Consider the following 21,028-nt stretch of genomic DNA (forward strand, 5'->3'; position numbering starts at 1 on the left):
CCATACGGGCCGTTGTCTGCGCCCTGATGATACTACTGTAAATGGCGCGCAGCGCGCCATCAGGGCTGGCGCTGCGAAACCTTAACCACCACGGGCCGCTGCGCCGGAAGTTTTATTATTTCACTTTCACCCAGCCAGTCGCCTGGCTTCGGTGCAGCATCTTCGCTGCGAGACACACGCACTTTAATGCGCCCCCGCCGCACGGATAGCAGCGTTTTACCCGGCATCATGGCATTGGCGTCGTCCAGCGACACCGTTAGCGGGAAGTGGCCCAGCGGCAGTTTTTTCACGGCGACCGGTACCGGTGAATCGCCATCCATCAGAGAAACAAAAACCGCGCCGCGTTCGGGCAATGCCCGCAGTGTCTCCGGCGCTAGCGTAATTGTAACCGTAAGTTTCACACTGTCCATACCTGCGTCAACCTTCGCCTGAGCGATACTGCGCTCAATAATCATCCGGCGATCGTCGTTTTCAGGAAGTAAACGCAGCAGAATTTGCCAGGCGCCGATGGCCTCCTGATAACGCTGCTGTTCAAACGCATTAAATGCCAGCAGCCCCAGCGTGCGGGTATCCGTATGATCGGCTCGCAGCAGTTCGCGCAGCATTTCGCCGCCGCGCTGGTTGTCCGCCGGATCGCCAGAGCGCGTCAGCGCTTCGGCATAATCCTGCGCCACGGCGCGATTTTGCGGCGCCAGCGCCCAGGCGCGGGCAAAGGCCTGAGTCGCGGTATCGGCATTATTTAGCACCATGCCGATACGCCCCAGCATTTGCCAGGCCTGAACGTTATCAGGATCGTCCTGCAGCCGGGTACGCAGCCCTAAACCTAAGCGTGACAGGTCTTCAACGCCGAGCGGTCTCGCCGCCGGGTCCATCACGCGCTGCAGCAGGCGCGGCGTTTCACGCGTAACACGTTTCCAGGCCTGAACCTGTAAAAACCCCGAGGTTTTCAGATAAACGCCCGTGCTGACTACTGCTAGCGCCACTATGGCGAGAATGAGAGGGCCGTATGTGCCGGAGGCTTTCCCGGTATCCGTCTGTGCCTCCACCGGAATATCATTCAGCAGCGTGTGCTGGAGTTCGGCCACCATTTGCTCGCGTTCTTTAGCCTGCTCTGGCGCATTATCCTGCTCCAGCTCGCGCAGGCGTGCCTGGTAAAATGCGCGATTGAGGGCGGCTCGATCCGCAGTTTTTCCCGTTTTCCACGGGAAAACCAGCAGCGCCGACACCGCAACCAGCAAAATAGCTATCGTGATTAACAGCGGCATCATGACGTTTTCCTTTTTTCATTCAGCAACCCATCAAGGCGCCGACGATCATCGTCATTGAGTGTCTGTGGCTCTGAGACAGTCTCCCGTCGCCGGGAGCGCATAACGATAACCCAGCCTCCACCTATCACAAACAGCGCCGGCAATAGCCACAGCGCCAGCGTCGCGGGCGTCAGCGGCGGCTCGTAGGTGACAAAACTCCCATAGCGCGCCACCATATAATCAATAATCTGCTGCTTGCTCTCTCCCTGCAGCATCAGGTCATACACTTTCTGGCGCATGTCGGCGGCAATCATCGCATTAGAATCCGCAATGCTATTATTCTGGCATTTAGGGCAGCGCAGCTCTGCGGTAAGCTGGCGAAACTGCTGTTCCTGCGCTTCATCTTTAAACTGCCAGGTATCAATAGCCGCTCGCGCACCCACAGCGCACAGTAGCGCCAGCAGTCCTATTATCACGCGTTTCACCGTTGTGCCTCCCGGCTGTATTTTTCCCATAGCGGCTGCAGTTCCTGACGCCATACTCGATCGTTAAGATCGCCCGCGTGCCGGTAGCGAATGATGCCCTGCCCGTCGATAAGAAAGGTCTCCGGCGCGCCATAGACGCCTAAGTCCAGCCCCAGCATCCCATCACCGTCGAACAGGCTGAGAGAGTAAGGGTTGCCCAAATTGTTCAGCCACTGCACCGCTTTCAGGCGATCGTCTTTATAGTTCATTCCCACAACGCGCACGCCCTGAGCAGAAAGCGTATTCAGATACTGATGCTCCGCCCGGCAGGTCGGGCACCAGGTCGCCCATACGTTTAGCAACAGCGGTTTTCCGTCTACCAGTACCTGTCTGTCATAGATTTTATGTGGGTCTTCCAGCGACGCCAGCCGGAAGACTGGCACCGGCTTGCCGATCAGCGCCGATTCCAGCCGGGTCGGGTCGTCGCCATCCGCGTTGCGCATCAGTTGCCATAAAAGTGCCCCGGCCAGTAATAAGAACAGGATCAACGGGATAATAAACAGGTTGCGTTTCACTACGCCTCCTTTAACGCTTTACGGGTACGATAGCGCGGATCGAGCATGCAACATATGCCCCCCAGCGCCATGAACAGGCCACCGTACCAAATCCAGCGCACGAACGGCTTATAGTAAAGGCGCACGGCCCAGCTTCCGTCATCCAGCTCTTCGCCCAGCGCCGCATACAGATCCCGAGTTAACCCGCCGTCGATCGCGGCTTCGGTCATCATCATGCGGCTGGCGGTATAAAAGCGTTTTTCCGCACGCAGCGTGGCTTCGGGACGCCCGCTGCGGGTGACGTCAATGATCCCCGCGCCGCCGCTATAGTTGGGGCCGTTGATGTTACGCACCTGCCGAAAGGTAAAACGGTATTGATGAATAGTCACACTGTCGCCGGGCTTCATGCGCACATCGCGTTCAACGCTGTAATTCTGGCTAAAGGCAATGCCTACCACCGTTATCGCCACCCCGACGTGACCCAGCACCATACCCCAGTGGCTGCGCGATAGTTTTGTCAGACCGCGCCACAAAGTATGGCGATCGGTGGCCCGGTCAAACACTTCGCTTAACGCCAGCACAAACACCCAAAGCGCCATCAGTAGCCCCACCACCGTCATACCGGCAATGCTATCCTGAAGTAGCCACGGCAGTAGCAGAGACAGCGCCACAGTCACCACCAGCGCCAGAAGCAGGCGACGACGTAATTTATGCGGCTCATCGCGACGCCAGCGCACCAGTGGTCCAATCCCGAGCAGCAGAGCAAAGGGGGCCATCAGCAGGCTGAACATAGTATTAAAAAACGGCTCGCCGATTGAGATACTGCCCAGCCCAAGCTGTTTATGCACCAGCGGCAGCAGAGTGCCCAGCAATACCACCAGCACGCCCGCCATCAGCAGGACGTTGTTACCTAACAGGAAAGACTCTCGCGACCATAGCGCATTATTGACTCTGGCGCGCACGCTGTTGCCCTTCACGGCGTACAGCAGCAGCGAACCACCGATCACAATCACTAACAGCGCCAGAATAAACATTCCACGCGAAGGATCGGACGCGAACGCATGCACCGACACCAGCACGCCGGAGCGCACCAGAAACGTGCCTAACAGGCATAAAGAGAATGCGGTAATCGCCAGTAATACCGTCCAGGCGCGGAAGCTGCCGCGCTTTTCCGTCACTGCCAGCGAATGCATCAGCGCGGTGCCAGCCAGCCAGGGCATCAGCGAGGCGTTTTCTACCGGGTCCCAGAACCACCAGCCGCCCCAGCCCAGTTCGTAATAAGCCCAGGCCGAGCCAAGCACAATGCCGATAGTCAGGAAAACCCACGCCGCCTGGGTCCACGGCCGCGACCAGCGCGCCCAGGCGGTATCCAGCCGACCGGCCATTAACGAGGCAATAGCAAATGCGAAAGCGACCGAGAATCCGACATACCCCATGTAAAGCAGCGGCGGGTGGAAAATAAGCCCGATATCCTGCAGCAGCGGATTAAGCTCCCGCCCCTCAATCGGAAAGGCAGGCAGCGTGCGCGTGAACGGGTTTGAGGTGAATAAAATGAACAGGAGAAAGCCAAAATTGATCATGCCCATCACTGCCAGCACGCGGGCAACGGACTCCACGGGCATGCGCCGGCTTAACGCCGCCACGGCGCAGGTCCAGCCGCTCATTAGCAAGACCCAAAGCAGCAGGGAGCCTTCATGCGCGCCCCACGTCGCGGCTACCCGATACCAGACGGGTAGCGCGGTATTTGAATTGCCTGCGACATACTGAACGGTGAAATCATTGACCACAAACGCGTACACCAGCGTAATAAAAGCGCCGAGTATTGCCAGGAACAGCGCCCAGGCGAGCGGCCTTGCCAGCGCTATTAAACGCGCATTTTGCCGGGAGATGCCCCAGACAGGCCACAGAGTGAGCACCAGCGCAATGCCTAACGCCAGGCACAGCAGATAGTTACCAATTTCCGGCATCATCAGGAGTTATCCTTATAGGCCTGCGGCGGTCGATGGTGATTTTGCTGCATCGCAGCCTCCACTTCCGGCGGGGTATAGTTTTCATCATGTTTCGCTAACACCTCTTTCGCGATAACGCGATGTTCATCGCCCAGCACGCCCTGGGCAACAACGCCCTGCCCTTCCCGGAATAAGTCCGGCAGAATTCCCTCATAGCTGACGTCAATGACGCCGCGCGCGTCGTACAGTTTGAAGGTGACCTTCAGGCTTTGGCTATCGCGTTTTACGCTGCCCGGCATCACCATGCCCCCAACGCGCAAACGCTGCCCCGGCGCAGGTTTTTGCAGGCTCTCACCTTTGCCATAAAGGATTTCACCCGGGGTATAAAAAAGATCAATGTTTGCGCGCAGCGCATAGAGCACCAGCGTGACGGTAAGCGCCAGCCCCGCCAGAACGGCAAGCGCCAGCCACAAACGCATTTTGCGACGTGAATTCACTTAAACTTCTCCCGTTTTTTTACTTTGCGCCGCGCGAATCCGCCGCTCGCGGGCCTGTTGGCGACGAACATCGTTTAACAGCGCGCGCTGGTGCCACCAGGTATGCGCCACCAGCGCGCCTAAGGAGAGCAGCGTCACCGTCACGGCAAGCCACACATAAAAGGCATAGCCGCCCATCGCCCAAAAAGCCTGCCAGCTATCAAATGCCCGGCTCATGCGCTGCCTCCTTTTTTCTGCGCCAGCGCCGCTACCCACGGGCGACGCCGTTCTTGTAGTAACATGAGATTCCGCAGGCGCATCAGCGTCAGCGTAACAAACAGCAGCAGAAATCCCAGAATGCACCAGCGCAGGGGCTGACGCATTGAAGGGTCGATAGTTTTTTGCATATTGGTCGACCCCTGATGCAGGGTGTTCCACCATTCCACGGAAAAATGAATAATGGGTAGGTTGACGACGCCCACCAGTACCAGAATCCCGGCAGCGCGCCCCGCCAGGCGCCGATCGTCAAAAGCGTTATAGAGCGCTATAACGCCAACGTATAAAAACAGTAACACCAGCTCTGAGGTCAGGCGGGCATCCCAAATCCACCAGGTACCCCACATAGGCTTGCCCCACGCGGAACCGCTAACCAGCGCGATAAAAGTATACACCGCGCCTATCGGCGCCATCGCGGCAACGGCGAGATCGGCCATTTTCATCTGCCAGACCAGACCAATAAAGGCGGCGACTGCCATTGAGGCATAGATCCCCATCGACCACATTGCGACAGGCACATGAATATACATAATGCGGTAGCTTTGCCCCTGCTGATAATCGGCCGGGGCGTACACAAATCCCCAAAGAAGCCCCAGCAGCAGCAGGATGCCGCTGAGTAGCCCCAGCCAGGGGATAAAGCGCCCGCAGATCGTGTAAAGGCGCTCAGGCTTTGCCAGTTGGTGTAATTTTTTCCACATGGTTTCTACTCACACAAACATCGACCCGTGGGTCGAATCGAACATATTATTGGTTTTAAATGCAGCTTATTGCGCTACCGGCAATCATCCTGCTGCGCCCTGAAATTCCCCTTTCAGGCACGGCCATTAAGCGTGGGATGCGCGCATCGGGAACGATTGCCCTTCCTTTGCCAGCGGGCCGTCGCTATTGCACGCTAACCCGCAGCGCCGCCGCTGTTGCAAACGGGCTGAGCGTCGCGCTGGCGGCCAGAAATGCGCCTAAAATAGCGAAATAACCGTTAACCGGCAGCCCCATTGATGCGGCGTCCAGCGCCGCAGTGGCGAAAATCAATAACGGGATGGTTAAAGGTAATATGACCAGGCTTAATAGCACGCCGCCGCGACGTAATCCCACGGTCAGCCCCACCCCAATCGCCCCGAGGAAGCTGAGGGTTGGCGTACCTATGAGTAATGTCAGCGCCATGACGTACCAGCTATATATATCCAGCCCTAATAGCAGCGCCACCAGCGGCGATAAAATCAAAAGCGGCAGCCCCGTTACGCTCCAGTGCGCAAGTACTTTCATGAAGACAATGGCAGAGAGCGGTAGCGGCAGTAGCATGAGTTGATCCAGGCTGCCATCCAGCCAGTCGTCGCGAAACAGCCGCTCCATAGCGAGCAGAGAAGAAAGCAGCGCGGCAATCCAGATAACGCCGGGAGCGATACGCGCCAGTATTTGCGGTTCCGGGCCTATTCCTAACGGAAATAGAGCAATAACAATCAGAAAAAACCAGAGTGGATTGACAATTTCGGCGCTGTGCCGAAATGCGATGCGCAGCTCGCGCCAAAAGATGTAACGCATCAGGCTATCTCCACCTGCGGCTTCAGCGTAATCGCGCGAAACGGGCAGGCAAGTGGACGCAGCGGCTGGTGCGTGGTCAACACCACGCTTCCCCCCTGCTGCGCGTGCGCCTCGCAGCGCCGGGTGAGCTGCTCAACTCCGGACACATCCAGAGCGGTAAAAGGTTCATCCAGAATCCACAGCATTGCATGGCTTAACCATAAACGCGCCAGCGCTACTCGCCGCTGCTGACCGGCGGACAACTGCGCCACAGGCAAATCTTCATACCCGACCAGCCCGACTTCTTCCAGCGCTGCCCAGCGCGCCTGCTGGTTACTTTGCGGATGGAAAAAGCGCAAATTTTCATCCCCGGTCAATGCGCTTTTCACCCCCGGCTGATGGCCTAGCCACAGTAATTCCCGATGATAAGACTCCCCGCAGCGGCGCAGAGGTCTATCATTCCAAAGAACTTGCCCCCGGGCGGGCAGCGCTAATCCACTGAGGATACGTAATAATGACGTCTTTCCCGCGCCGTTTGCGCCGGCGATCTGCACCATTTCGCCCGGGCTGACGGAAAATGAGAGCCCGTCAAACAAGGTGCGGTCATCGCGAATACAGGACAGGTTTTGGGCGTCGAGCATCGGGCAGTGGCTCCGTCACTGAGAAAAGGCGCATAGCATATCACAGCCCTTATCCGGCTCTAAGTCCCGGACGGTTTCTGTTACTCCTTTAGTTGTAAATAAATACATAGCGATAAAAATGAAATACGGCCTATACCCGCAGCAAAACGCGCTACGCTTTAACAAATTTCATAGCGGGAATGTCGGATGAAACAGCAGGAAACACAGCAAGAGGATTTGCGCGCTCTACCGTCGCGCGCGGTAGCAACGCACGAGCACTTAAGGGAAGAAGGACAGCAGGAGCTGGAGCGTGATGGGATGGCGCTGCTGTGGTCCGCCATCGCCGCCGGCCTGTCGATGGGTGCGTCACTGCTGGCGAAGGGCATTTTTCACGTACATTTATCCGCCCTGCCCGCCGGATTTTTGCTGGAAGGACTGGGTTACACCTTCGGCTTTGTTATCGTTATTATGGCGCGCCAGCAGCTGTTTACGGAAAATACGGTAACGGCAGTACTGCCGTTTATGCATCACCCTACCGGAAAAAATGGCTGGCTATTATTGCGCCTGTGGGGGCTGGTGCTATTCGGCAATCTGATTGGATGCGCCCTGGCGGCTCTGGCGTTAAGCTATTTACCGGCCTTCGATAATGAAACGCGCGACGCATTCAGTGAGTTGGGCCAGGCCGTGATGAAAAATAGCGCCGCTGAGATGTTTTGCCGGGCGATTATCTCCGGCTGGCTTATCGCCACCATGGTATGGATGTTTCCCGCCGCAGGCAGCATGAAGCTGCCGGTGATTATCCTTATGACGTGGCTCATTGCCATTGCCGATACCACCCACATCGTGGTTGGTTCGATAGAGGTGCTGTGGCTGGTGTTTAACGGCGAGCTGCCATGGAGCGCATTTATCTGGCCTTTTGCCCTGCCAACGCTTGCAGGAAATATCATCGGCGGTACGTTTATTTTTGCGCTGATAAGCCACGCGCAGATCCGCAATGATATGAGCCAGCGGAATAAAGAACGCGTTGACGAGAAAGAATGATTCACCCCGCAGGTGGCGACAGTTTAAGCAAACGGGCGACGCGGACTTAACCTGAGGCGAAAAACGGGTATACTAGCCGTCGCCGTCCCCTTAGTTAAATGGATATAACGAGCCCCTCCTAAGGGCTAGTTGTAGGTTCGATTCCTGCAGGGGACGCCATTACACCGTTCGCCAGCATCCGCAGAAGTTCGTTAAATCCCCGCCACATCAGCAATCACACATAATTACTGTTCGCTAACGTTCGCTTTAGATAGTTGATAGCCGAACTGTTTAGCGAGTAAAGCGTTTTACCTACCGGAATTTTACCCATGCTCGCGGTTAAACAGATTGAAGCAGTAAACCCAAAGGCAAGCCCTACCGCCTGCTTGATAGCAACGGGCTGTACACCTTTGTATGTCTACGCCTGAGAAAAGGTGTGGCATCTACGCTTCAAACTGAGCGGTAAAGAGAGAATTTTAACCGTGGGTAAATATTATCTTGTGTCTTTGCAGGAGGCTCGCGACAAAGCCGAGTTGGCAAGAAAGGTATGCAGCCATACACAGCTTTTAATAGGCTTTTAATAGACGCTTAACATTGCCTGGCTGCGGCCTGTGTTTGATAGATAGGTAACCTGCGAAAATGAGCCAAAAATAAATTTAAGAATACTCATCTGACGATTTTTTTATTTTAAAAACATAACTTTACAGTTTTGACATCAGCGTGAATTTTCTCAAAGATTTCACTCGATATTCTCATTTTTAACCTGGTGAGTATTATCTCAGCTCGCACGGGCAATGAAGGTAGCCCCTGTTTTATACCCATGGAATAAATACAAAGAAAACAGGAAATTAAGATGTTTAATAAAGGGAAAATTATCGCCGCCGCCGCTATGGCACTGGCAGTCAACTCTGCGATGGCCGCTGATAGCGTTGACGTTAAGGTTATCGGCACCATCGTTCCGGCGGCGTGCAAGCCCGCGCTATCCGGCGGTGCCACCATCGATTACGGCACCATTAAAGCCAGCGCTATTGCTCAGGACGACTATACTGTGCTGCCGGTAAAAAGCCTGAACTTCTCCATCAACTGCGATGCGCCTGCAAAAGTCGCGCTTAAATCTATAGATGTGCGCCAGGGAACTGAAGCCAAGCCAGTGGGAGTGAAACTTAACGGTACTACCATTGGTGACAGCACAGCCGTATCCGGGCTGGGTTTGGCCGATAGTAAAAAAATTGGCGCTTATACTGCGATACTGAAAACAGCGTCAGTTACGCTCGATGGGGCCACCACCGGCGTTGACAGTATTCTTTCAAAAGACATGGCTACAACGTGGGTGAAAAACGGAACTCTAGCGGAAGGAGCATGGATAGGCGGTACCCATAGCTGGCTTTATTCGTTTGCAGCGGCGGGCAGTTTAACGCCAGTAGCCTTTACTACATTAACCGGCACCCTGGACGTACAGGCCGCTATTAACAAAGGCTCTGAGCTGGACCTCACTAAAGCAGTTCACCTCGACGGGATGTCCACCATCGAACTGTATTATCTGTAATTAAATTGCTAATTCCTTAATCATTCCTTACTACGCTACTGCCCTCATTTGAGGGCTTTTTTACGCGTAATGAGGCAAAGAAAATTTTGGGATGGAAATTTTCTGCAGAGGCACCGGAGCAGCATATAGCCAGCGAAATAGATTGCCGTCGCTTACGGCGTGCGCGGATCGTTTCTGAGCAATTGGTTTTGAGTGTAAATAATTGAGATGAAACAATAAATATCAATGCGTATTTTTACGCTAATTTCTTAAAATAACGGCGCAAATTAACAGAGACAAAATAATTGGCCTGTAATGATAATGCCGGGCAGCTCTATGGCTAACCGGTTAAAAATAGAGGGCTCTTTTATAAAAGCATTTCTTCTTTACTCTCATTAAGTTACTACCCGGCAGCCACTAAGTTCCCTTGACCATCGGATTTAACACACGCATAACTTATTCATTTATTTCTACTATCTTGTTTACCCCTGGTTTTAGCGCTACATTAGCCGCCGCGCCGGAGTGCGGCAATATCAGGCAAAGCGGGTTATATGATAACCGGTGAACGCAACCGAGATTTTCAGAGCAAAAGCAGTGTGGAGTGAAACAACGTGAAATATTTTCTGATGGGCATTTCAGTGATCTTAATCCTTTGGGTTGGCACTTTCCTCTTCATGTTGAACTAAATCATCGCGTTGAATCATAACGCCGCGTTCCGCTATGTTCCCGCAGGACATCAATGACTCATTAAATGCGGCTAAGGCCAGCGCTGCTACTGGCTATGCCACAATTAATTATGCGCCTGATGGCTCTATATGCCGCCCGATGAGAGCGTAATGGCGCGCCAATCAGGGTCTGTCGTAACTCTCAGCCATTCTTATTTGCTGTCCGTACATTTTGTGTCCCATTCGCCTGTTGCACTATCTTTAAATTTAATCCTGCGCTCCCACAGTTCCATTTTTATGACCGCGCAATGTCGAACGCTCTGATACATAAACCTATGCCGGTAGCTGGCCTTTAGCCGCCAGATTTCTTATCCTTAGCGCTCATGTCTGATTCTGTGAGTCTTCCGTGCACGATATTTTTAATATGCTGCTGGCGGTTTTTGATCGCGCGGCGCTGATGCTAATTTGCCTGTTTTTCCTGATCCGCATCCGTTTGTTTCGCCAGTTACTGCATAAAAGCGCCCATACACCGAAAGAGCTGCTCGCAGTGACCGCGCTGTTTTCAATGTTTGCGCTGTTCAGCACCTGGTCAGGCGTACCGGTTGAAGGCTCGCTGGTGAATGTGCGCGTCATTGCCGTCATGTCCGGCGGCATTCTGTTTGGGCCGTGGGTCGGCATTATTACCGGCATCATTGCCGGGCTTCACCGTTATCTCATTGATATAAATGGGATAACAGCAATCCCCTGCCTGATAACCAGCGTTATCGCAGGCTTCGCCTCCGGCTGGATCTGTCGATGCGTCCCTAAGGCACAGCACTGGAAAGCAGGGATTCTTGGCGGCATGCTGTGTGAATCACTGACCATGATTCTGGTGGTGGCATTAGCGCCTAATACTGCACTGGGGCTGGATATTGTCTCGAAAATCGGTATTCCAATGATCCTCGGAAGCGTATGCATTGGGTTTATCGTACTGCTGGTGCGCAGCGTCGAAGGAGAGAAAGAGGCTAGCGCTGCACGCCAGGCCAAGCTGGCGCTGGATATCGCCAACAAAACGCTGCCGCTATTTCGCAGCGTTAACGATAGCTCGCTGCGCCAGATTTGTGACATTATTCGACGCGATATCAGCGCCGACGCCGTAGCGATTACCAATACCTCAGAGGTGCTCGCCTATACGGGAATTGGTGAAGATAATTATCGGGAGCGGGACGCTAATATCAGCCCTGTCACCCGCGAGGCGCTGCAGAGCGGGAAAATCATTATCAAAAATAACGATGAGGCTTATCGCACTCCGGAAATCCATTCTATGCTGGTGATCCCGCTGTGGGAGAAAGGTGAGGTTACCGGCACGCTGAAAATTTATTACTGCCACGCCCACCAGATAACCTCTTCCCTACAGGAGATGGCCGTCGGTTTGTCGCAAATTATTTCGACCCAGCTTGAGGTGTCACGCGCCGAGCAATTGCGCGAAATGGCGGATAAAGCGGAATTACGCGCGCTGCAGAGTAAAATTAACCCCCACTTCTTATTTAACGCGCTAAACGCAATTTCGTCGTCTATCCGTTTAAACCCGGACACCGCGCGTCAGCTTATTTTCAATTTGTCGCGTTATCTGCGCTATAACCTTGAATTGAACGACGACGAACCGATTGATATCAAGCGCGAGCTTTACCAAATTAAGGACTATATCGCTATTGAGCAGGCGCGCTTCGGCGATAAACTGACGGTGATTTACGACATTGATGAAAATGTGAACTGCCGCATTCCAAGCCTGCTGATTCAGCCTCTGGTAGAAAATGCGATTGTGCACGGCATTCAGCCCTGTAAAGGGAAAGGGGTCGTCACAATTAGCGTTGCAGAATGCGGCAGCCAGACTCGAATTGCCGTGCGCGATACGGGCCCTGGCATCGATCCTGCGATTATTGCCCGCGTTGAACGTAACGAAATGCCCGGTAATAAAATCGGTTTACTCAATGTTCACCACCGCGTGTCGCTGTTATACGGTCATGGATTGCACATCCGGCGTCTAGAGCCGGGTACCGAAATCTATTTTTATGTTCCCGCTACCCCTGAAACAACCGGTCATCCGGGCAGAGAAAAAGCCAATGAAAGTCATCATCGTTGAAGACGAAGTGCTGGCGCAGCAGGAGCTTAGCTGGTTAATTAAATCTCATGGAAAAATGAACATCGTCGGTACCTTTGACGACGGGCTGGATGTATTGAAATACCTGCAAGATCATGAAGTTGATGCAATCTTCCTGGATATTAATATCCCGTCGCTGGACGGTGTGTTACTGGCGCAAAATATCAGCAAATTTGCCAGTAAGCCGTTTATTGTCTTTATCACCGCCTGGAAAGAGCACGCGGTTGAAGCTTTTGAACTGGAGGCATTTGACTATATTCTGAAGCCCTATGAAGAATCGCGTATTCTTAACATGCTCAATAAGCTGTACGCGGCGTGGCTACAGCGCTGTATGCCGCAAAGCGCTGGCACCAGCGAACCCCGGGAAAGCAATACCATCAACCTCATTAAAGATGAGCGTATTATCGTTACCGACGTCGATGATATTTATTACGCCGAGGCGCATGAGAAAATGACGTTTGTCTATACGCGACGCGAAACGTACATCATGCCAATGAACATTACCGAATTTTGTAGCCGGCTACCGGAATCGCGTTTTTTCCGCTGCCATCGCTCGTTTTGCGTCAATATCAGCAAAATTCGCGAAATAGAGCCATGGTTTAACAATACATATATTTTGCGTTTGCGCGATCTGGATTTTCAGGTGCCGGTCAGCCGCAGCAAAGTGAAAGCTTTTCGTCAGTTAATGCGCCTGTAGAATGCCCCGCAGGGCATTCCCGAGAGCTTACAGCGTCTGCCCCATAATTTGACGCAAATACGCACCGGCACCAAGCAGGCCTGGCTGCTCATGCGTAATCAAATACACCGGAATATTTTCAACGTAGGCTTTAAAGCGCCCTTTATCTTCAAAGCCGCCGCGAAAACCAGAGGATTTAAAAAAGTCCAGGAAGCGCGGCACAATGCCACCGGCGATATAAACACCGCCGAATGTTCCCAGCGTTAACGCTAAATCACCGCCGAAACGCCCCATAATCACACAAAACAGCGACAGCGCCCGACGGCAATCGATACAACTGTCGGCCAGTGCCCGCTCCGTCACCTCTTTAGGCTGTAAATTTTCCGGCAGACGACCGTCGGATTTTACAATCGCCCGATAAAGATTGACTAATCCCGGCCCCGAAAGCACGCGCTCAGCGGAAACGTGCCCTAATTCATCGCGCAACTGGGTCAGAATTAAATCTTCTTCTTCGCTGTTAGGAGCAAAATCCACGTGCCCGCCTTCTCCCGGCAAACTGACCCAGCGCCTGTCAACGTGCACCAAATGCGCGACCCCAAGCCCGGTGCCTGCGCCATACACCGCAATCGGCTTTTCCGGTACGGGCTTATCGCCACCAAACTGGATTAAATCCCCGGCCTTTAGCATCGGAATGGCCATTGATACGGCGGTAAAATCATTAATAATTTCCAGATGCTCAAAACCCAGATTTTTTTTCATTTCGGCGATAGAAAAAGCCCAGGTGTGATTGGTCATCGCAACCCAATCCCCGGTTATCGGGCAGGCAATGGCGATACAGCCGCCCACAACGCTTTGCTGATGTTCTGCCAGATACGCATGGACCACGGCTTCAAGGCTTGGGAAATCCAGCCCGGAGTAAGTTTTGGCGCGGGAGATGTCGCCGTTTTTCAAATCGCACAACGCAAGACGGGTATTGGTACCGCCAACGTCGCCGACCAGCGCATAGTGGGTCATTCGTCTGATGCTCCGCTAAAAAAACAGGATTTGTGCATTTCACACTTTATCGTAACTGCAGGACCATAGCACAGGCGGCCTGATAATATCGAACTCGGTAATATAATTATCCCTAATTATGTTACCGCCGGTTAACCTGGTTACAAACCGCTCCAGAGTACTTCCTGCCTCTGGTTATAGATAGCCATTTAAACGCCGCGACTACGAGCGACATTGCTATTGCGGCTTAGCCGCCCATGCCGCAATAGCAAAGTCCGCCGGGATAGCCGGATAAATCAACGTCGGTGTTTTTTAGCGGGTGGAGATAAAAATCCGCGGCGCGCCGTCTTCTAAATTCCCCCCAGAGCGTCTGGTTATGCGGGATGTGAAATGGCAGATAGCCCTGCCTGTTCATGGTTTGGCTATCTGCGCTACGTTTTAGGCAGCAAACACAAATAAGTCTACTAGCCCAGCGTTTTTGACACCGCCTGCAGCAGGTCCGGGACATCGTTTTGCGGCAACATCACTTCAATTAACGATAAGCGCTGTGCATCTGCGGCGTCTCGAAGCGCAGAAGCCAGCCCGGCGGAGTCGCGCACGCAAACCGTATAAGCCTCAGCATCGGCACACAGGGCTTCAGGCAGGCGCGTCCAGCGCCAGCGGCTGATGTCGTTATAGCGCTGGTCAGCGCCGTGAATTGCGCGCTCTACCGTATATCCGTCGTTATTGAGTAATAAAATAATCGGGCGCTGCCCATCGCGCAGCATCGACCCCATTTCCTGAGCGCTAAGCTGCGCCGCGCCGTCGCCGACGATAAGGATAACTCTGCGCTCAGGCGCGGCCGTTTGCGCGCCAAACGCCGCTGGCAGGGTGAAGCCTATCGATGCCCACAGCGACTGAACGATAAACGTCGTGTGCGCGGGTAGCCGTAACCCGGCGGCGCCAAAACAGGCGGTGCCCTGATCGGCAATCACAATATCGCCGGGGCGCAAAAAGGCCTGCAGCGCAAGCCAAAAAGCGCGCTGATCCAATGTATTCCCTTCACTGGCTGACAGCGGGGGCGGCGCTGGGATCTGACCTGCATCCGGCATCTGCCGACACAGTTCCCGTAGTATGGCCACGCTTTGCGCCATCGGCAAGCCGCTAAACCAGCGTTCACCCACCCGTGCGGCGTGCGGCTGGATATCAATGCTTCGCGCGGCGGGCACATTCTGTGTAAATCCGGAAGTAATGGTATCCGTAAAACAAACGCCAACGCAGAGAATCATGTCAGCCTCCTCAACGGCGCGTCGCACGCTATCTTCACTGGCCGCTCCGCTGTAGGTACCCACAAAGCCAGGCTGGGTTTCATCAAAAAGCCCCTTCCCCATTAGCAGCGTAGCATGCGGTAAAGGCGCCTCCTGCATCCACTGGTGCAGCACCTGGCTTACGCCGAAACGGTCGGCAAGGAAATCTGCCAATAGTGAAATACGCCGACACGCCTTCAATGCCTGTTGCGCACACTGACGAAACGCCTCGGCACGGGCCGGGCAGGCTTCTTCATCCGAATGCAAAAGCGCCGGTTCCGGCGCTATCACGGCGGTGCGGGCAACGTCGGAAGGCAATAGCAGGTATCCCGGCCGCCGCTGCGCCAGCGCGGTTTTCAGTACTCTGTCGATTTCTATACAGGCGTTTTGCGGGGTGAGCGCGGCCTGTGCGGCGGAGACTTCGGCGCTCATGCGGTAAAAATGGCGAAAATCACCGTCGCCTAGCGAATGATGAAGTAATGCGCCCTGCTGCTGCGCGCTCTGCTCCGGTGCGCCCACGATATGTATCACTGGTACACGTTCTGCATAACTCCCCGCAATGCCGTTTAACGCGCTTAACTCACCTACGCCAAAAGTGGTTAATAATGCTCCGGCGCCAAGACAGCGCGCATAACCGTCTGCGGCATAGGCGGCATTGAGCTCATTTGCGCAGCCCACCCACGAAACTTGACGATGGGCGAGTACATTATCCAGAAAGCGTAAATTATAATCGCCCGGCACTCCGAATAAATGCGTAATGCCGCATTCTGCAAGCCGATCCAATAAATAGTCAGCAACGCTATAAGATGTATTCATCTGTATTCTCCATGCCCATATCCTTATTGAGTATTAAAGAGTCGCCCCCGATGTCCAGCGGCTATCTATACCGCGCATGGAAATAAAACTTTACAACCGAGAGAGGTATACGCGACGCATTTGTGACTAAAATGTAAACGCATACACCCATTTAACCTATGTCCGCCTAAAGGAAATTAACATGCCTTATCAGCCTGATGCGCAGCGTTATCACACCATGACCTATCATCGCTGTGGGAATAGTGGTCTCAAACTACCCGCTATTTCCCTGGGGCTTTGGCATAATTTCGGTCAAAACACGCCCTATGCTCAGAGCCAAAAACTTATTCATCGCGCCTTCGATTTAGGCATCACGCATTTTGATTTAGGCAATAATTATGGCCCGCCTCCCGGCGCAGCAGAGCAACGCTTGGGAGAAATCCTGAAACAGGATTTTTTGGGGCTGCGCGATGAACTGCTGATCGCAACCAAGGCCGGCTATACCATGTGGGATGGCCCGTACGGTGATTGGGGTTCACGCAAATATTTGATTTCCAGCCTGGATCAAAGCCTGCGACGGCTGGGGCTGGATTACGTTGATATTTTTTATCATCATCGCCCGGATCCTGAAACGCCGCTGGAAGAAACTATGCAGGCGCTGGATAGTACCGTCCGGCAGGGTAAGGCGCTATATGTGGGATTATCCAATTATCCGGCCGAGCTGGCAGAGCGCGCATTTTGCCTGCTGCGCGAATTGGGAACGCCCTGCATTATTCATCAAACAAAGTACTCTATGTTTGTTCGCCAGCCTGAGCAGGCTCTACTGCCTATGCTCACACAGCGCCGCGTCGGCTGCATAGCTTTCTCTCCACTTGCCGGCGGCCTGCTGACCGACCGTTACCTGAACGGTATTCCTGAAGATTCGCGTATCGCCAGCGGCAGCCGTTTTTTAACCGCCGATCGCCTGACCCCGCAGGTAGTGGCCCAAATCCGCAGGCTTAATGAACTGGCGCTTCAGCGCGGGCAAAAGCTTTCGCAAATGGCGCTATCATGGCTATTTCGTAACGGCGATATCACCTCCGCGCTGATTGGCGCAAGCCATATTGAGCAACTGGATGATGCCGTTGCCGCGCTGGCACATAATGCCTTTAGCCCAAAAGAGCGCGAGGAAATAGACCACATCCTGCAAACGGCCTGAGGAAATTTTTGACAAATAGTGCGCCGTGGATTGGTTTCAGACTTTAGGCGATGAAACACGCTGTTACTTCTCGTTAAACTTACATTAACAGACCTTAACTGGTTAGATTGTAAGGGGAAGTTTTATGGTAATTAGATCTGTCTTGCTAGCCGCGATCATTGTGATGGCGGCACCGCTTACGGCATTCGCCAGTCATGATATTTCGCTACTACCGGGCGTAAAGCTAAAATTAGGCGATCGCGACGACTACGGAAACTTTTGGGACGGCGGGCGCTGGCGCGATAATAACGACTGGCACCGCCACTGGAGATGGCACGGTGGTCACTGGCAGCGTCATAACGGCTATGAGCGTGGATGGGGGCGCGATTATCGGGACGATCGCCATCGGGACCACCATCATCGTCACCACAATCATCACCACGATAGGCACCAACGGCACCATCATCATTAATCCTGGCCCCGATGTTGATATCGGGGCGGCCGTAGCCATCATCTGCACGCCATTAACAATCGACGCTCAACGACCTCTTATCTGTGCTCATTTCTTCTCAGAAAAGAACGGCTGCCAGGTCAGGTGGCAGAACGTATATCCTCGCCATCGGGCATAAAACCATCACGGTACCGCATCACCCGCTGTTTTTATCCCTGAACCATGCCTATTAACAGCCAAAGATTCAACGTGATGACTATCGCGACGATCAACCAGCCGAGATATTTAACTGACCGACGGTTGACTAGCTCGCCCATCAGCCGGGCATCGCTGGTAAAACACAGCAATGGTACCAACGCAAGCGCAATGCCGAAACTCAATAGCACCTGACTCATGATAAGAATTCGCGTAGGGTCCCACCCCATAAGAATAACGATAAATGAGGGTGCCATGGTAATCGCGCGGCGTAGCCAAAGAGGGATATAAAAGTGCACAAACCCCTGCATTACCACCTGCCCGGCCAGGGTGCCAACCACGGTAGAGGACAGCCCGGCGGCTACCAGGCTAAGCCCAAAGATAGTGGCCGCAGCGTGGCTAAGTAGCGGCTCCAGAGTCAGGTAAGCCTCATCCAAATCTGTAACACCGGTATGCCCACTAAAATGAAACGCCGCGGCCGCCGTCGCCATCATCGCCAGATTAACAAACCCGGCGATAGTCATGGCAATCGCCACATCCCAGCGCGTCGCGCTGTAGCGTTCTTTAGCATTTCCGTCATGGAGGTTTTGCGTAAGTGAAGAATGCAGGTAAATGACGTGCGGCATGATGGTCGCCCCTAACACACCGGCCGCGAGAAAAATCGCCTCAGAATTAGGAAGCGTCGGAAGTAGCATGCCTTTTCCTAACGCGGAGAGCTGAGGCTGAGAAAAAATGAGTTCAATAATATAGGCAGCGGCGACAAATAGCAGCAAACCGCCGATAACTTTCTCCAGCGGTTTTTGCCCGCGCCGCTGAAGCATCAATATCAGGTAAGTCGCTACGCCGGTTAATACAGCGCCTTGCAGTAAAGAAACACCGAGCAGAAGCTTAAAACCGATGGCAGCGCCGATGAATTCCGCAAGATCGGTCGCCATAGCAATGACTTCCGCCTGAATCCACCAGAACCAGACCAGCGGCCGGGGATATCTGTCGCGAATATGCTCAGCAAGGTTTTTACCGGTAGCTATCCCCAGTTTGGCAGACAATACCTGGATAACCATCGCCATTAAATTAGCCCATACCACAACCCATAAAAGCTGATAGCCAAAGCTCGCGCCGGCCTGGATATTAGTTGCAAAATTCCCCGGGTCAATATAGCCAATAGCGGCAATAAAAGCGGGCCCCATTAGTGCCAGCCTCATCTTGCGCGCAGAGCGCCCGCTTCTTTTTTCAACGCGACTCATTGTCATTAGTGCCTCAACAAACATAGCCTTTGCTATGTTTTATGCTACCAAAATGAGAATTATTATCAATAAAACTTATTGAGTCATATTCTGATGATTTCAATAGAAATAAACGATAGTTGCGGCTGGCGCTTAACTCATTTGATGTGATGTAAAAGCTAAAACAATTTAAAAACTGTTACGATTTTAGCAAAAGCCGGAGCGTTGTCATCGCAAAATTAACATTACAGAAATAAATAACGGAATGTGCTTTTCGCCTGAGTTCACATAACATTCTTAATGAGTGACATTTCTCTCGTTTTATTATTCCTTGTTACATAGAATGTGCAACGAAATGAAATTCGCCTCATATTTGGAGCCAACATGTTCCGCGTTCTTCACTTTGCCTTAGCGCTTATCGTGGTTGCGCTGCTCGCGTTGCTGGTTAGCCATAATCGCAAAAATATTCGTATTCGTTTTGTTATTCAGCTTTTAGTGATTGAGATTTTACTGGCCTGGTTTTTCCTGCATTCAGAAATTGGTCTTGGCTTCGTGAAAGGCTTTTCTGAGATGTTTGAGAAACTACTTGGATTCGCGGGTGAAGGGACGAACTTTGTCTTTGGGAAAATGAGCGACGAAGGGCTGGCTTTCTTCTTCCTGAAAGTGCTGTGTCCTATTGTTTTCGTCTCAGCGCTGATTGGTATTTTACAGCATATCCGCGTGCTACCCGTAGTCATCCGCTTTATCGGTACGCTGCTTTCTAAAATTAACGGTATGGGTAAACTGGAATCATTTAACGCCGTCAGTTCGCTGATTCTTGGCCAATCGGAGAATTTTATCGCCTATAAAGATATTCTCGGGAAAATGTCGCGCAATCGTATGTACACCATGGCGGCAACGGCAATGTCTACAGTCTCGATGTCCATCGTGGGCGCCTATATGACCATGTTACAGCCACAGTATGTTGTCGCAGCGCTGGTACTTAATATGTTCAGTACCTTTATTGTACTATCACTAATCAATCCCTACCGGGTTGAGGGAGAAGAAGCCAATTTGCAGATGAGCAATTTGCATGCAGGGCAAAGTTTCTTCGAAATGCTGGGGGAGTATATTCTGGCTGGCTTTAAAGTGGCTATCATCGTTGCAGCCATGCTGATTGGTTTTATCGCGCTGATTTCCGCGCTCAATGCGTTATTTGCTACGGTCACTGGCTGGTTTGGACATAGCATCTCCTTCCAGGGTATTTTAGGCTATATTTTCTGGCCGGTTGCGTGGGTAATGGGAATTCCCGCCGGCGAAGCGCTGCAGGCTGGCAGTATTATGGCCACGAAGCTGGTGTCTAATGAGTTTGTTGCCATGATGGAGCTTCAGAAAGTTTCCGGAACCTTTTCCCCGCGCGCAGAAGGAATTTTATCTATCTTCCTGGTCTCCTTCGCTAACTTCTCTTCTATCGGGATTATCGCCGGTGCAATAAAAGGCCTGAATGAAGAGCAGGGTAACGTGGTTTCTCGGTTTGGTCTTAAACTGGTTTATGGCTCTACGCTGGTAAGCGTGCTATCGGCAGCAATTGCCGCCCTGGTGATTTAACCGTTCCCAGTAACCAGTAAAAAAACCGGCAAGTGCCGGTTTTTTTACATCATGAAAGCGCAATCAGGCCACCGCAGACGGGTGGCTGCATCCTGCCAAAGCCTGTCTCGTCCTGTTTCTAAACATCCACTACCCGGCGCTGGCTTCTTTTTTATCCAGGGTCTATTAAACGCTTTGTGGACCTATATTTC

Annotated in this window: 19 protein-coding genes, 1 tRNA gene and 2 pseudogenes; 10 read left to right on the forward strand and 12 right to left on the reverse strand. The window is 52.9% G+C overall.

Annotated features, from left to right (window positions below):
• Nucleotides 1–59: 59 nt before the first annotated feature.
• From ccmI to ccmA, 9 genes are all read right to left on the reverse strand, one after another.
• Nucleotides 60–1,268, reverse strand: coding sequence for a c-type cytochrome biogenesis protein CcmI (gene ccmI, locus SFA31_RS17700; protein WP_322839173.1), 1,209 nt, complete (start codon nucleotides 1,266–1,268; stop codon nucleotides 60–62).
• Nucleotides 1,265–1,732 carry a cytochrome c-type biogenesis protein gene (locus tag SFA31_RS17705; protein WP_322839174.1) on the reverse strand — a complete coding sequence of 156 codons (468 nt, stop codon included), beginning with the start codon at nucleotides 1,730–1,732 and terminating at the stop codon, nucleotides 1,265–1,267. Before SFA31_RS17705 ends, ccmI begins: the two co-directional genes overlap by 4 nt.
• Entirely contained in the window at nucleotides 1,729–2,286 is a 558-nt protein-coding gene (locus SFA31_RS17710; protein ID WP_322839175.1) for a DsbE family thiol:disulfide interchange protein, read from the reverse strand. Before SFA31_RS17710 ends, SFA31_RS17705 begins: the two co-directional genes overlap by 4 nt.
• Nucleotides 2,286–4,235, reverse strand: a complete 1,950-nt coding sequence (locus tag SFA31_RS17715; protein ID WP_322839176.1) for a heme lyase CcmF/NrfE family subunit — start codon at nucleotides 4,233–4,235, stop codon at nucleotides 2,286–2,288. The genes SFA31_RS17710 and SFA31_RS17715 overlap by 1 nt, the downstream gene beginning before the upstream one ends.
• Nucleotides 4,235–4,711, reverse strand: coding sequence for a cytochrome c maturation protein CcmE (gene ccmE, locus SFA31_RS17720; protein WP_322839177.1), 477 nt, complete (start codon nucleotides 4,709–4,711; stop codon nucleotides 4,235–4,237). Before ccmE ends, SFA31_RS17715 begins: the two co-directional genes overlap by 1 nt.
• Entirely contained in the window at nucleotides 4,712–4,927 is a 216-nt protein-coding gene (gene ccmD, locus SFA31_RS17725) for a heme exporter protein CcmD (RefSeq protein WP_322839178.1), read from the reverse strand.
• Complete coding sequence (locus SFA31_RS17730; RefSeq protein ID WP_322839179.1) at nucleotides 4,924–5,664, reverse strand: heme ABC transporter permease; 741 nt, start codon at nucleotides 5,662–5,664, stop codon at nucleotides 4,924–4,926. Before SFA31_RS17730 ends, ccmD begins: the two co-directional genes overlap by 4 nt.
• A gap of 184 nt (nucleotides 5,665–5,848) precedes the next feature.
• Entirely contained in the window at nucleotides 5,849–6,505 is a 657-nt protein-coding gene (ccmB, locus tag SFA31_RS17735; protein ID WP_322839180.1) for a heme exporter protein CcmB, read from the reverse strand.
• The gene (gene ccmA / locus SFA31_RS17740; protein WP_322839181.1) at nucleotides 6,505–7,125 is read right to left on the reverse strand and encodes a cytochrome c biogenesis heme-transporting ATPase CcmA; all 621 of its coding nucleotides are present in this window, start codon (nucleotides 7,123–7,125) and stop codon (nucleotides 6,505–6,507) included. The genes ccmB and ccmA overlap by 1 nt, the downstream gene beginning before the upstream one ends.
• A 213-nt stretch (nucleotides 7,126–7,338) precedes the next feature.
• On the opposite strand from ccmA, the pseudogene SFA31_RS17745 reads away from it, so the two are divergent.
• The 7 genes and pseudogenes from SFA31_RS17745 to SFA31_RS17770 form a co-directional block, all read left to right on the forward strand.
• Nucleotides 7,339–8,145, forward strand: a pseudogene (locus tag SFA31_RS17745) (formate/nitrite transporter family protein); the annotation flags it as partial.
• A gap of 84 nt (nucleotides 8,146–8,229) precedes the next feature.
• Nucleotides 8,230–8,304: transfer RNA gene (locus SFA31_RS17750), tRNA-Arg, on the forward strand.
• Nucleotides 8,305–8,453: 149 nt separating this feature from the next.
• Nucleotides 8,454–8,669 (forward strand): annotated as a pseudogene (locus tag SFA31_RS17755) (Arm DNA-binding domain-containing protein); the annotation flags it as partial.
• A gap of 308 nt (nucleotides 8,670–8,977) precedes the next feature.
• Nucleotides 8,978–9,670 carry a DUF1120 domain-containing protein gene (locus tag SFA31_RS17760; protein ID WP_322839182.1) on the forward strand — a complete coding sequence of 231 codons (693 nt, stop codon included), beginning with the start codon at nucleotides 8,978–8,980 and terminating at the stop codon, nucleotides 9,668–9,670.
• A 590-nt stretch (nucleotides 9,671–10,260) separates the two neighbouring features.
• Nucleotides 10,261–10,335 carry a membrane protein YpdK gene (ypdK, locus tag SFA31_RS19120; protein WP_416208362.1) on the forward strand — a complete coding sequence of 25 codons (75 nt, stop codon included), beginning with the start codon at nucleotides 10,261–10,263 and terminating at the stop codon, nucleotides 10,333–10,335.
• Between the two features lie 385 nt (nucleotides 10,336–10,720).
• Nucleotides 10,721–12,436, forward strand: coding sequence for a sensor histidine kinase (locus tag SFA31_RS17765; RefSeq protein WP_322839183.1), 1,716 nt, complete (start codon nucleotides 10,721–10,723; stop codon nucleotides 12,434–12,436).
• Entirely contained in the window at nucleotides 12,417–13,151 is a 735-nt protein-coding gene (locus SFA31_RS17770; RefSeq protein WP_322839184.1) for a LytTR family DNA-binding domain-containing protein, read from the forward strand. Before SFA31_RS17765 ends, SFA31_RS17770 begins: the two co-directional genes overlap by 20 nt.
• A gap of 27 nt (nucleotides 13,152–13,178) precedes the next feature.
• Here the strand turns inward: SFA31_RS17770 and glk are convergent, their stop codons facing one another.
• Together glk and SFA31_RS17780 are read right to left on the reverse strand one after the other, a co-directional pair.
• Entirely contained in the window at nucleotides 13,179–14,144 is a 966-nt protein-coding gene (glk, locus tag SFA31_RS17775) for a glucokinase (RefSeq protein WP_322839185.1), read from the reverse strand.
• A 443-nt stretch (nucleotides 14,145–14,587) separates the two neighbouring features.
• Entirely contained in the window at nucleotides 14,588–16,225 is a 1,638-nt protein-coding gene (locus tag SFA31_RS17780; protein WP_322839186.1) for an alpha-keto acid decarboxylase family protein, read from the reverse strand.
• Between the two features lie 181 nt (nucleotides 16,226–16,406).
• Between SFA31_RS17780 and SFA31_RS17785 the strand changes: the two genes are divergently transcribed.
• Complete coding sequence (locus SFA31_RS17785) at nucleotides 16,407–17,402, forward strand: aldo/keto reductase (protein WP_322839187.1); 996 nt, start codon at nucleotides 16,407–16,409, stop codon at nucleotides 17,400–17,402.
• A gap of 124 nt (nucleotides 17,403–17,526) precedes the next feature.
• On the forward strand, nucleotides 17,527–17,853 hold the full coding sequence (locus tag SFA31_RS17790) for a DUF2502 domain-containing protein (RefSeq protein ID WP_322839188.1): 327 nt from the start codon (nucleotides 17,527–17,529) through the stop codon (nucleotides 17,851–17,853).
• A gap of 188 nt (nucleotides 17,854–18,041) precedes the next feature.
• Here the strand turns inward: SFA31_RS17790 and SFA31_RS17795 are convergent, their stop codons facing one another.
• Complete coding sequence (locus tag SFA31_RS17795; RefSeq protein WP_322839189.1) at nucleotides 18,042–19,277, reverse strand: Nramp family divalent metal transporter; 1,236 nt, start codon at nucleotides 19,275–19,277, stop codon at nucleotides 18,042–18,044.
• Nucleotides 19,278–19,634: 357 nt separating this feature from the next.
• On the opposite strand from SFA31_RS17795, the gene SFA31_RS17800 reads away from it, so the two are divergent.
• Nucleotides 19,635–20,837 carry a NupC/NupG family nucleoside CNT transporter gene (locus SFA31_RS17800; RefSeq protein ID WP_322839190.1) on the forward strand — a complete coding sequence of 401 codons (1,203 nt, stop codon included), beginning with the start codon at nucleotides 19,635–19,637 and terminating at the stop codon, nucleotides 20,835–20,837.
• The last annotated feature ends 191 nt before the right edge of the window (nucleotides 20,838–21,028 follow it).

The sequence above is a fragment of the Erwinia sp. HR93 genome (assembly GCF_034555055.1).
Taxonomy (GTDB): Bacteria; Pseudomonadota; Gammaproteobacteria; order Enterobacterales; family Enterobacteriaceae; genus Apirhabdus; species Apirhabdus apintestini.

What these genes read in the sequence shown, in the direction of transcription:
- ccmD (WP_322839178.1), bottom strand. Translation starts at nt 4,927, where the DNA reads ATGAGCCGGGCATTTGATAGCTGGCAGGCTTTTTGGGCGATGGGCGGC.
- SFA31_RS17795 (WP_322839189.1), bottom strand. Translation starts at nt 19,277, where the DNA reads ATGACAATGAGTCGCGTTGAAAAAAGAAGCGGGCGCTCTGCGCGCAAG.
- SFA31_RS17730 (WP_322839179.1), bottom strand. Translation starts at nt 5,664, where the DNA reads ATGTGGAAAAAATTACACCAACTGGCAAAGCCTGAGCGCCTTTACACG.
- glk (WP_322839185.1), bottom strand. Translation starts at nt 14,144, where the DNA reads ATGACCCACTATGCGCTGGTCGGCGACGTTGGCGGTACCAATACCCGT.
- ccmA (WP_322839181.1), bottom strand. Translation starts at nt 7,125, where the DNA reads ATGCTCGACGCCCAAAACCTGTCCTGTATTCGCGATGACCGCACCTTG.
- SFA31_RS17715 (WP_322839176.1), bottom strand. Translation starts at nt 4,235, where the DNA reads ATGATGCCGGAAATTGGTAACTATCTGCTGTGCCTGGCGTTAGGCATT.
- SFA31_RS17780 (WP_322839186.1), bottom strand. Translation starts at nt 16,225, where the DNA reads ATGAATACATCTTATAGCGTTGCTGACTATTTATTGGATCGGCTTGCA.
- SFA31_RS17770 (WP_322839184.1), top strand. Translation starts at nt 12,417, where the DNA reads ATGAAAGTCATCATCGTTGAAGACGAAGTGCTGGCGCAGCAGGAGCTT.
- ccmI (WP_322839173.1), bottom strand. Translation starts at nt 1,268, where the DNA reads ATGATGCCGCTGTTAATCACGATAGCTATTTTGCTGGTTGCGGTGTCG.
- SFA31_RS17760 (WP_322839182.1), top strand. Translation starts at nt 8,978, where the DNA reads ATGTTTAATAAAGGGAAAATTATCGCCGCCGCCGCTATGGCACTGGCA.
- SFA31_RS17800 (WP_322839190.1), top strand. Translation starts at nt 19,635, where the DNA reads ATGTTCCGCGTTCTTCACTTTGCCTTAGCGCTTATCGTGGTTGCGCTG.
- ccmB (WP_322839180.1), bottom strand. Translation starts at nt 6,505, where the DNA reads ATGCGTTACATCTTTTGGCGCGAGCTGCGCATCGCATTTCGGCACAGC.
- SFA31_RS17790 (WP_322839188.1), top strand. Translation starts at nt 17,527, where the DNA reads ATGGTAATTAGATCTGTCTTGCTAGCCGCGATCATTGTGATGGCGGCA.
- SFA31_RS17785 (WP_322839187.1), top strand. Translation starts at nt 16,407, where the DNA reads ATGCCTTATCAGCCTGATGCGCAGCGTTATCACACCATGACCTATCAT.